General features: G+C 66.5%; 10 protein-coding genes. 9 read left to right on the top strand and 1 reads right to left on the bottom strand.

Annotated elements, in window-relative coordinates:
- The first annotated feature begins 18 nt into the window (after positions 1–18).
- The gene (locus DBR12_RS04640; protein ID WP_108616175.1) at positions 19–834 is read left to right on the top strand and encodes an ABC transporter permease; all 816 of its coding nucleotides are present in this window, start codon (positions 19–21) and stop codon (positions 832–834) included.
- 39 nt (positions 835–873) lie between these two features.
- Here the strand turns inward: DBR12_RS04640 and DBR12_RS04635 are convergent, their stop codons facing one another.
- The gene (locus DBR12_RS04635) at positions 874–2,463 is read right to left on the bottom strand and encodes a GMC family oxidoreductase (RefSeq protein WP_108616174.1); all 1,590 of its coding nucleotides are present in this window, start codon (positions 2,461–2,463) and stop codon (positions 874–876) included.
- Positions 2,464–2,592: 129 nt separating this feature from the next.
- Between DBR12_RS04635 and DBR12_RS04630 the strand changes: the two genes are divergently transcribed.
- The 8 genes from DBR12_RS04630 to DBR12_RS04595 all read left to right on the top strand — a co-directional run bounded on the left by DBR12_RS04630 (position 2,593) and on the right by DBR12_RS04595 (position 9,611).
- Positions 2,593–3,441, top strand: coding sequence for a 3-hydroxybutyryl-CoA dehydrogenase (locus DBR12_RS04630; protein ID WP_108616173.1), 849 nt, complete (start codon positions 2,593–2,595; stop codon positions 3,439–3,441).
- A gap of 193 nt (positions 3,442–3,634) precedes the next feature.
- A complete protein-coding gene (locus DBR12_RS04625; RefSeq protein WP_108616172.1) occupies positions 3,635–4,453 on the top strand; it encodes a crotonase/enoyl-CoA hydratase family protein in 819 nt (272 codons plus the stop codon).
- Between the two features lie 312 nt (positions 4,454–4,765).
- Positions 4,766–5,230, top strand: a complete 465-nt coding sequence (locus tag DBR12_RS04620) for a MarR family winged helix-turn-helix transcriptional regulator (RefSeq protein ID WP_108616171.1) — start codon at positions 4,766–4,768, stop codon at positions 5,228–5,230.
- Between the two features lie 71 nt (positions 5,231–5,301).
- Positions 5,302–5,718: an organic hydroperoxide resistance protein gene (locus DBR12_RS04615; protein WP_108616176.1), complete on the top strand. Its 417-nt coding sequence runs from the start codon at positions 5,302–5,304 to the stop codon at positions 5,716–5,718.
- Positions 5,719–5,722: 4 nt separating this feature from the next.
- Positions 5,723–6,109, top strand: coding sequence for a DUF1304 domain-containing protein (locus tag DBR12_RS04610; protein ID WP_108616170.1), 387 nt, complete (start codon positions 5,723–5,725; stop codon positions 6,107–6,109).
- Between the two features lie 134 nt (positions 6,110–6,243).
- A complete protein-coding gene (locus DBR12_RS04605; RefSeq protein WP_108616169.1) occupies positions 6,244–7,002 on the top strand; it encodes a metallophosphoesterase in 759 nt (252 codons plus the stop codon).
- The gene (locus DBR12_RS04600) at positions 6,999–8,435 is read left to right on the top strand and encodes a bifunctional serine/threonine-protein kinase/universal stress protein (RefSeq protein WP_108616168.1); all 1,437 of its coding nucleotides are present in this window, start codon (positions 6,999–7,001) and stop codon (positions 8,433–8,435) included. The genes DBR12_RS04605 and DBR12_RS04600 overlap by 4 nt, the downstream gene beginning before the upstream one ends.
- Positions 8,436–8,516: 81 nt before the next feature.
- On the top strand, positions 8,517–9,611 hold the full coding sequence (locus DBR12_RS04595) for a DUF2855 family protein (RefSeq protein WP_108616167.1): 1,095 nt from the start codon (positions 8,517–8,519) through the stop codon (positions 9,609–9,611).
- The last annotated feature ends 57 nt before the right edge of the window (positions 9,612–9,668 follow it).

Genomic DNA, 9,668 nt, shown 5'->3' with positions numbered 1-9,668 from the left:
ACCCCGGCCCTCGCCAACATGCCCCCCCAGCCTTCCGCATGGCGCCCACCCAGCCTGTCCATGCGGTGGTGGCCCGTGTTCCTGCGCAACCTGCTGGTCTGGCGCAAGCTGGCCATCCCCAGCCTGGTGGGCAACATTGCGGAGCCGCTGATGTGGCTGGTGGCCTTTGGCTACGGCATGGGAGCCCTGGTGGGGCAGGTGAGCGTGGGCGCGGCAGGCGGAGATGCCAAGGTGCCCTACATCCTGTTCCTGGCCAGCGGCTCGATCTGCATGAGCGCGATGAACGCGGCGAGCTTCGAGGCGCTGTACTCGGCTTTCTCGCGCATGCATGTGCAAAAAACTTGGGACGGCATCATGAATGCACCCATCCGCCTGGACGATGTGGTGCTGGCCGAAATGCTGTGGGCCGCCTTCAAGGCGCTCTTCACCGTCACCGCCATCCTGGGCGTGATGCTGGCGCTGGGCATCAGCCACAGCCCCAAGCTGCTGGTGGCGTGGCCAGTGCTGCTGTTCGTTGGCATCATGTTCTCCAGCATTGCACTCATCTTCAATGCGCTGGCCAAGGGGTATGACTTCTTCACCTACTACTTCACGCTGGTGCTCACGCCCATGATGTTCTTGTCGGGCGTGTTCTTTCCGCGCGAACAGCTCCCCCCCATCGTGCGCGCCATCTCCGACTGGCTGCCGCTGACCAACGCGGTGGAGCTGGTGCGCCCGTTGTTCATGGACCAGTGGCCCGCCCACCCCCTGCGCCATGGCCTGGTGCTGGTGGTGACCACGGTGGTGGCCTTCTGGGTGGCGCTGGCGCTGACCCGCAAGCGCTTCAAGGCCTGACGGTCCGGGTGGGCGGCGCCATGCATGCCGCGAACCAAGTCAGGCCACCGCGCGCAGCAGGTCCACCGCCTTCTCGGCAATCATCACCGTGGGCGCGTTGGTGTTGCCGCTCACGATGCGCGGCATGATCGATGCGTCCACCACGCGCAGGCCCGACAGGCCATGCACACGCAGCTGGGCATCCACCACATCCAGCGGACCGGGCCCCATGCGGCAGGTGCCCACCGGGTGGTAGATGGTGTCGGCGTATTGGCGGATGAACTGCTCGATCTCGGCATCGCTGCGCGCACTGGCCGAAGCCGCCAGCTCCTTGGCGCCGAACTTCGCGAGCGCAGGTTGCATGAGGAGCTCCCGCGTGCGTTTGAAGCCACGCACCATGCGCGCCATGTCATCGGGATCGGCGAGGAAATTCGGGTCGACCAAGGGCAAGGCCATCGGGTCGCGGCTGGCCAGCGTGACTGAACCCCGGCTCTTGGGCTGCAGCAGGCATACGTGGGCCGAGTAGCCATGGCCGAACACGGTCTTGCGCCCGTGGTCCACCAGCTTGCCGATCACAAAGTGCAGTTGCAGGTCGGGCGCGGGCTCGGACGGGTCGCTCTTGATGAAACCCCCTGCCTCGGCAAAGTTCGTGGTCAACATGCCCGTGCGGTGCTTGCGCCATTCGGCAATGCCGCGCAGCGTCTGCGCCATGCCTGAGAGCGACAGGCCGAACAGGTCCTTGAGTTCGGGCGCATCCAGCACCTGCACCACGTCAGGGTGGTCGTGCAGGTGCTGGCCCACACCCGGCAGGTCGTGCAGCACCGGGATGCCGTGTTGCTGCAAATGCGCGGCAGGCCCCACGCCCGACAGCATCAGCAGTTGCGGCGACAGCAGCGCGCCTGCACTCAGCAGCACCTCGCGCCCGGCGCGGACCTGCTGGATCGCGCCACCCTGGCGGTATTCCACGCCCACGGCGCGCGTGCCCTCGAACAGGATGCGCGTGGCATGCGCTCCAGTGATGACCTGCAGATTCGGCCGCGCCAGGTGCGGCGTGAGATAGCCCTTGGCTGCGCTGTGGCGCTCGCCGTTCTTGTGCGTGACCTGGTACAGGCCCACGCCCTCTTGGGTGGCGCCGTTGAAGTCGGTGTTGTGCGGGTGCCCGGCCTGCACGCCCGCGTCAGTGAAATACTGGCTGAATCGGTGGGGCGCGCGCAAGTCCGCCACGTTGAAGGGGCCACCCTGGCCGTGCCAGGCACTGGCTCCGCGCTCGTTGTGCTCTGCGCGCACGAAGTAGGGCTTCACATCCTCCCAGCCCCAGCCTGGGTTGCCCTGTGCAGCCCAGTGGTCGTAGTCGGCATGCTGGCCCCGGATGTACACCATGGCGTTGATGGAGCTGGAGCCCCCCAGCACCTTGCCGCGTGGCTGGTAGCCGCGCCGGTTGTTGAGCGCGGCCTGCGGCGTGGTGTTGAAGCCCCAACCGTTGAGCTCGAACTTGGCCATCACGGCCAGCCCGGCGGGGCAATGGATGAGCACGCTCTTGTCGGCAGGCCCCGCCTCCAGCAGGCAGACGCGCACGGCGGGGTTCTCTGTCAGACGGCCGGCCAGCACGGAGCCCGCCGAGCCGCCACCGATCACGATGTAGTCAAACATGTTGTTGTGTCTCCTCCGCCATGCTGCGCAGCGGCTTGTTGGTTCAGGTTTGACGCACGATAACCGAACGGTCGTGCGATTCGCCTTACCATTCTGCCCATCCGTTTCACTTTGAAGAGGGCTCTCTATATGACGATTCAGACCGTAGGCATCATCGGCGCAGGCACCATGGGCAACGGCATTGCACAGGCCTGTGCGGTGTCGGGCATCCACGTGGTGATGGTCGATATTTCGGATGCTGCAGTGCAAAAAGGCCTGGCCACCGTGGCGGGCAGCCTGGACCGCCTGATCAAGAAGGAAAAGATCACCGAGGCCGACAAGGCTGCGGCCCTGGCGCGCATCAAGACCTCCACCAGCTATGACGACCTGAAGGCTGCGCAGCTCGTGATCGAAGCCGCCACCGAGAACTACGAACTCAAGCTCAAGATCCTGAAGCAAGTGGATGCCATCGTGGCGCCCGAGGTGCTGATCGCATCCAACACCTCGTCCATCTCCATCACCAAGCTGGCTGCCGCCACCAGCCGCGCCGACAAGTTCATCGGCATGCACTTCTTCAACCCCGTGCCCATGATGGCGCTGGTGGAAATCATCCGCGGCCTGCAGACCAGCGACGCCACGCACGACGCCGTGAAGGCCCTGGCCGAGGCGCTGGGCAAGAGCCCCATCACCGTGAAGAACGCGCCCGGCTTTGTGGTCAACCGCATTCTGGTGCCCATGATCAACGAGGCCTTCTTCGTGCTGGCCGAGGGCCTGGCCACGCCCGAAGACATCGACGCAGGCATGAAGCTGGGCTGCAACCAGCCCATCGGCCCGCTGGCGCTGGCCGACATGATCGGCCTGGATGTGTGCCTGGCAGTGATGGATGTGTATCTGACCGAGTTTGGCGACAGCAAGTACCGCCCCTGCCCGCTGCTAAAAGAGATGGTCGCGGCAGGCCGCCTGGGCCGCAAGACGGGCCAGGGCGTGTATTCCTACTAACCCCCCTGAGGCGCTTCGCGCCTTCCCCCCCGGGGGACGCCCCCAGCGCGGCGGGGCGGCCCTTGCGCGGGGGCGCTGGTAAGTCGCCGCGCCGGTTTTGGAGGCCGCTTGCCTGAATCGGCTGCGCTGTCTCGATTGAGACGGCGCGCAGCGTTTGAAGCGTTTTCAATCATGGGCCAGGAGACCTGCGCCCATGACAAACATCACCCCCACCACGCCCCCGCCCGAGGGCAACATCGACACCCAGGTCATCGGCCATGTGCTGCTGATCGGCATCAACCGCCCGGCCAAGCGCAACGGCTGGACGCCCCCCATGTTCCGCCAGCTGGCCGAGGCCTACACCCGCCTGGATGACGACCCCGACCTGCGCGTCGGCGTACTCCACGCGTTTGGCGACCATTTCACCGCCGGGCTCGACCTGCCCGCAGTGAGCGCCTACATGCAGCGCGGCGAGAAAGCCATCCCCGAAGGCCTGGTGGAGCCCCACGACTACGGCCTGCCCGGCTACCGGCGCCGCACCAAGCCCATGGTGGTGGCGGTCAAAGGCATCTGCTTCACCGTGGGCATCGAGCTGATGCTGGGTGCCGACATCGTGGTGGCGGCCGACAACTGCCGCTTTTCGCAGATGGAAGTGCAGCGCGGCATCATGGCCACGGGCGGCGCCACGCTGCGCATGGCCGAGCGCGCAGGCACGGGCAACGCCCTGCTGCACCTGCTGACCGCCGACGAGTTCGGCAGCGCCGAGGCGTACCGGCTGAACTTTGTTCAAAAAGTGGTGCCCGCCGGGCAGGAGCTTCAGGATGCCTTGGCCATCGCCCAGCGCATTGCAGCCCAGGCACCGCGCGCCGTGGTGGCCACGCGCCTGAATGTGCTCAAGGCCATCGAGCAGGGCCAGGCCGCCGCAGTGGCGGACTTCATCCCGGTGCAAAGAGAGCTGGCCAACAGCGAGGATGCCGCCGAAGGCGTGCGCGCGTTTGTCGAGCGGCGGCCCGCGCAGTTCAGCGGGCGGTGAACGAAGGGCGCAGCTGGGGGCCCTGCCACGCGACACCAACACCCCACCCCGACCCCATTCTTACGGACGGGGTCGACTGGCGTCACGCACATGGGTCGGGCGAAAATTCAAATAAAAATGCCCCTTCCCGCGCATCCATCATGCCAAATACGCTATTAAAAACATAGCAATCATGTTTTGCCATGCGCTGAGCGGGCGCGTGCCTACCACCGGCTGAGTCTCCACACTCCCCCATTCTGTCCAACCTCGCCCGCAACAAGGTTTTGCAAAATTAAATTGCACACAATTTAATTAACAACCACAATTCACCCCATGCCCAGCCACAGCACGCCCCACACCCCCAGCCCCGCCATCCTGCGGCTGGACAACCAGGTCTGCTTTGCGCTGTATTCCGCCTCGCTGGCGATGACCAAGCTCTACAAGCCCCTGCTCGACCGCATCGGCCTGACCTACCCGCAGTACCTCGTGATGCTGGTGCTGTGGGAGCAGGACGGCGTCACCGTCTCCGAGCTGGGCGAGCGCCTGTTTCTGGACTCTGGCACGCTGACGCCACTGCTCAAGCGCCTGGAAGCGCAGGGCCACATTGCCCGGCTGCGCGATGTGCAGGACGAACGCCGCGTGCGCATCACCCTCACGTCGCAAGGCCGCGCGCTGCGCGACCAGGCCGAGGCCATCCCGCAATGCGTGCTGCAAAGCAGCCAGTGCTCGATTGCCGAGCTGACCACTTTGACCACCGAACTCAAGCAGCTGCGAGACCGGCTCAGCGAGCAACGCTGACGGCCTGCAGACAACGCAAGAACCGATTCCCTCCACCGCCCGCTGTGGGCAACAACCGCAAGGAAGACACCATGACCAAGCTCGAAAAAGTCCTGTACACCGCCAAGTCGCACGTGACCGGTGGCCGCGATGGCGCCGCCAAGACCGATGACGGCCGCCTGGAAGTCAAGCTGTCCTCGCCCGGCACCTCCGGCACCGGCACCAACCCCGAGCAGCTGTTTGCCTCTGGCTACGCAGCTTGCTTCATCGGCGCGATGAAGGCCGTGGGCGGCAAGATCGGCATCCCCGTGCCCCAAGACGTGTCCATCGACGCTGAAGTGGACCTGGGCCCCATCCCGAACGCCTACGGCATCGCTGCCCGTCTGGCCATCAGCCTGCCCGGCCTGGACAAGGAAACCGCCCAGAAGCTGGTGGACGCCGCCCACCAGGTCTGCCCCTACTCCAACGCCACGCGCGGCAACATCGACGTGACCATCACGATCGTCTAAGACGATGGGCCGCCTGCTGATCCCCCGCATCGCGGTGGCCCTGGTGGCCATCGAGCATGTGTACATCCTCGTGCTTGAAATGTTCTTCTGGAACAAGCCGCTGGGCATGAAGACCTTCAACCTGACCCAGGAGTTGGCCGACGCCACCACCACGCTGGCGGCCAACCAGGGGCTGTACAACGGGTTTCTGGCGGCCGGGCTGTTCTGGGGGCTGTTCACCGGCAACCGGGTGTTCAAGATCTTCTTCCTGGCCTGCGTGATCGTGGCCGGGGTGTTTGGCGCCGCCACAGCAGCGCCCAAGATCTTCTTCAGCCAGGCGCTGCCCGCAATCATCGCGCTGGGCCTGGTGCTGGCGCTGGACAAAGCACCTGCCGCACAGCGCAGCCTCTGAGCTATCAAATCCATAGCTGCTACCGCCCTACAGACGGGCGGCAGCAGCTATTTTTGCTTTGAATCCGGGCAAGCGCTGCCACCTGCAAGCTGGCATTCAGCCATGCGCGCGATGATGGGGTTGGAGACAACACCATGAAAATCGCCCTGCTGTCCGACATCCACGCCAACCGCCAGGCCCTCGCCGCCTGCCTGCAACACGCCCGCGCCCAGGGCGCCGAACAATTTGCGCTGCTGGGCGACCTGGTGGGCTACGGCGGCGAGCCCGTAGCCGTGGTGGAACAGGTGCGCGACCTGGCCCGGCAAGGCGCCCTGTGCGTGCTGGGCAACCACGATGCCATGGCCCTGGCGCCGCCCGCCAACCCGCGCAACCGCAGCGAGCTGGGCGCACAGTGGACACACGACCAGCTCGGCAACAGCCACATCGCCTTTTTGCAGTCGCTGCCGCTCACCGCACGTCTGGGCAGCAGCGCGCTGCTGGTGCATGCCAGCGCCGACATGCCGGAGCAATGGCGCTACGTGGAGGACTCCAACGCCGCTGAACGCAGCATGACCGCCGCCCAGGGCATCGACCCTGCCATTCGCTACGTGTTCTGCGGCCATGTGCATGAGCAGGTGCTGTACTTCCTCACACCCACCGCCAAGCTCATGCGCTTTGCGCCCGAGCCCGGCGTGCCGGTGCCCGTGCCGCCGCACCGCCAGTGGCTGGGCATCGTGGGCTCGGTGGGCCAGCCGCGCGACGGCGATGCGCGCGCCATGTACGCCGTGTTTGACGATGCCGCCAAGCACATCACCTTCTACCGCGTGCCCTACGACCACCTGGCCGCCGCCGCCGCCATCCGCGCGGCGGGCCTGCCCGCTTTCTATGCCGACAGGCTGGAGCATGGCCAATGAAACTGCTCGAACCCGGCACCGAGATCGACGGCTTTCGCGTGGTGGACTGCATCCACGCGGGCGGCATGGCCCACATCTACGCTGTTGAATACGCGCAGGCCGACCGCAGCCCCGGCTTTGCCATGGCGATGAAAATCCCGCGCATGACGGTGGGCGATGGGGCCGAGAACATCGTGAGCTTCGAGGTCGAGCTGCAGATCCTGCCCGTTCTCAGTGGCCCGCATGTGCCGCGTTTTGTGGCGGCGGGCGACCTGGTGCGCCTGCCTTACCTGGTCATGGAATATATCCCCGGCCAGACGCTGCAGCACTTGCTGGACACGCCCGGTCGTCGCGACATCCAAGCCATCGCCCGCCTGGGCGCGGCCACGGCCCATGCCGCGCACAGCCTGCACCAGCAGAACGTGTGCCACCTGGACCTCAAACCCGCCAACGTGCTCATCAAAGAGGACGGCACGGCCGTGCTGCTGGACTTTGGCCTCTCGTGCCACGCGCACTACCCCGACCTGCTGGCCGAGGAAATGCGCCAGGCCGTGGGCTCGCCCGCCTGGATTGCGCCCGAGCAGGTGGTGGGCGTGCGCGGCGACCCGCGCAGCGACATCTTCGCCATCGGCGTGATGCTGTACGAGCTGGCCACGGGCGAGCTGCCCTTTGGCGCGCCCACCACCCGCGGCGGCATGCGCCAGCGCCTGTGGATGACGCCCGCACCACCGCGCAAGCACCGCGCAGACATCCCGCCCTGGCTGCAGGAGATCATCCTGCGCTGCCTGGAGCCCGAGGCTTCGAACCGCTACCCATCGGCCGCCCACCTGGCGTTCGACCTGTCCAACCCCGACCAGGTGCTCATCACCGAACGCGGCGAACGCACAGAACGCACACCGCTCTCCACGCACTTCAAGCGCTGGCTGCGCGCAGCGGGCATGCACTACCGGCCCAGCCCCCTGCCCGCGCAGCAGATCGAGGACACGCCCATCCTGTTGGTGGCCGTGCCCCATGCCGATGTGAGCGATGCCACGCTGTACTCACTGCGCCAGGCCGTAGGGCGCTCACTGGGCATACGCCCCGGCGCAAGGCTGGCCTGCGTGACGGTGATCTCGCCCGGCGCCAGCAGCACCAGCGACAGCGAGCGCAGTGAAACCACGCTGCACCGCCAGCACATGGCCCGCCTGCGCCAATGGGCGCAGGGGCTGGACCTGGCAGGACATCCGGTGAGCTACCACGTGCTCGAATCGGGCGACGTGGCCCAGGCGCTGGTGCGTTACGCGGCCAGCAACCACGTGAGCATGATGATCCTGGGCGCCGCCACGCACGGGCTGCAGATGCAACGGTTTATCGACACCGTGCCCATCCGGGTGGCGCGCGACGCGCCCTGCACGGTCATCCTGGTCAAGCAGGCGCTGCCTTTCGAGCAACTGGCCCAGCCCACGGGGGACTGAGCGCTCCTGCACGCCGCACACCTGTCGCCCAGGCGGCGCGCCCCGCTTGAGTGCAGGCCTGCTTTCGTTTAGCGTGGCAGCATGAGCACCACCACCCTCCTCGTGCGCCAGGACCAGCTGGCCACCACCCGCCTGACCACGACCGACGACACCCCACTGGCCGAGGGCCAGGTCCGCATTCGGGTCGAGTCCTTTGCCCTCACAGCCAACAACATCACCTACGCCGCGCTGGGCGACATGCTGAACTACTGGCAGTTCTTCCCCACGGGCGAGGCAGGCTGGGGCATCGTGCCCGTGTGGGGTTTCGGCACGGTGAGCGAATCGCGCCATGCCGATGTGGCGGTGGGCGAGCGCCTCTACGGCTACTGGCCCATGGCCGACCAGGCCGTGCTGTCGCCCCAGCGCGTCAACGCCGCAGGCTTCAGCGACGGCGCCGCGCACCGCGCGGGCCTGCATGCGGTCTACAACCACTATCTGCGCAGCAGCACCGATGGGCTGTACCGCGCCGACAACGAAGATGTGCAGGCGCTGCTGCGGCCGCTGTTCATCACCTCGTGGCTCATCGACGACTTTCTGGCCGACCAGCAGCTCTTTGGCGCACAGCGCATGCTGCTGTCCAGCGCATCGAGCAAGACGGCCTACGGCACTGCCTTCCAGCTCGCGCAGCGGGAGGGCATCGAGGTCATCGGCCTCACCTCGCCCGGCAATGTGGCGTTTTGTGAAAGCCTGGGTTGCTACGACCGCGTGGTGACCTACGACGCACTGACCCAGATCGACGGCGCCACGCCCAGCGTGTACATCGATTTTGCGGGCAGCGTGGGCCTGCGCCAGCGCATCCATGCCCACTGCACGGGCCTGGCCTACAGCTGCTCGGTGGGCGCGAGCCATGTGGGCGATTTGGGCGGCGCCGGACAGCTGCCCGGCCCACGCCCGGTGATGTTCTTCGCGCCTGCACAGGTCAAAAAGCGCCACGCCGACTGGGGCGCCCAGGGTTTGAACGAACGCCTTGTGGCGTCCTGGAACCAGTTCAGCACCGCCGTATCGGCAGGGCCACAGCCCTGGCTGGTGGTGCAACACCACACGGGCCCTGAGGCCACACAGGCACTGTTTTCCCACGTATTGGCGGGCGGTGGTGACCCGCGCGCAGGGCATATCGCCACCCTGCTGCCAGGCTGACGCGCCCAGCCCGGCAATCACCGGCATGGCAGCGACAATGGGGCATGACCCCATTGC

Origin of the sequence: Acidovorax sp. HMWF029, from assembly GCF_003060895.1 — a bacterium.
Lineage (GTDB): Bacteria > Pseudomonadota > Gammaproteobacteria > Burkholderiales > Burkholderiaceae_C > Acidovorax.
Note: the sequence above shows the minus strand (reverse complement) of the source record. Positions and strands in the feature narration are given on the sequence as shown.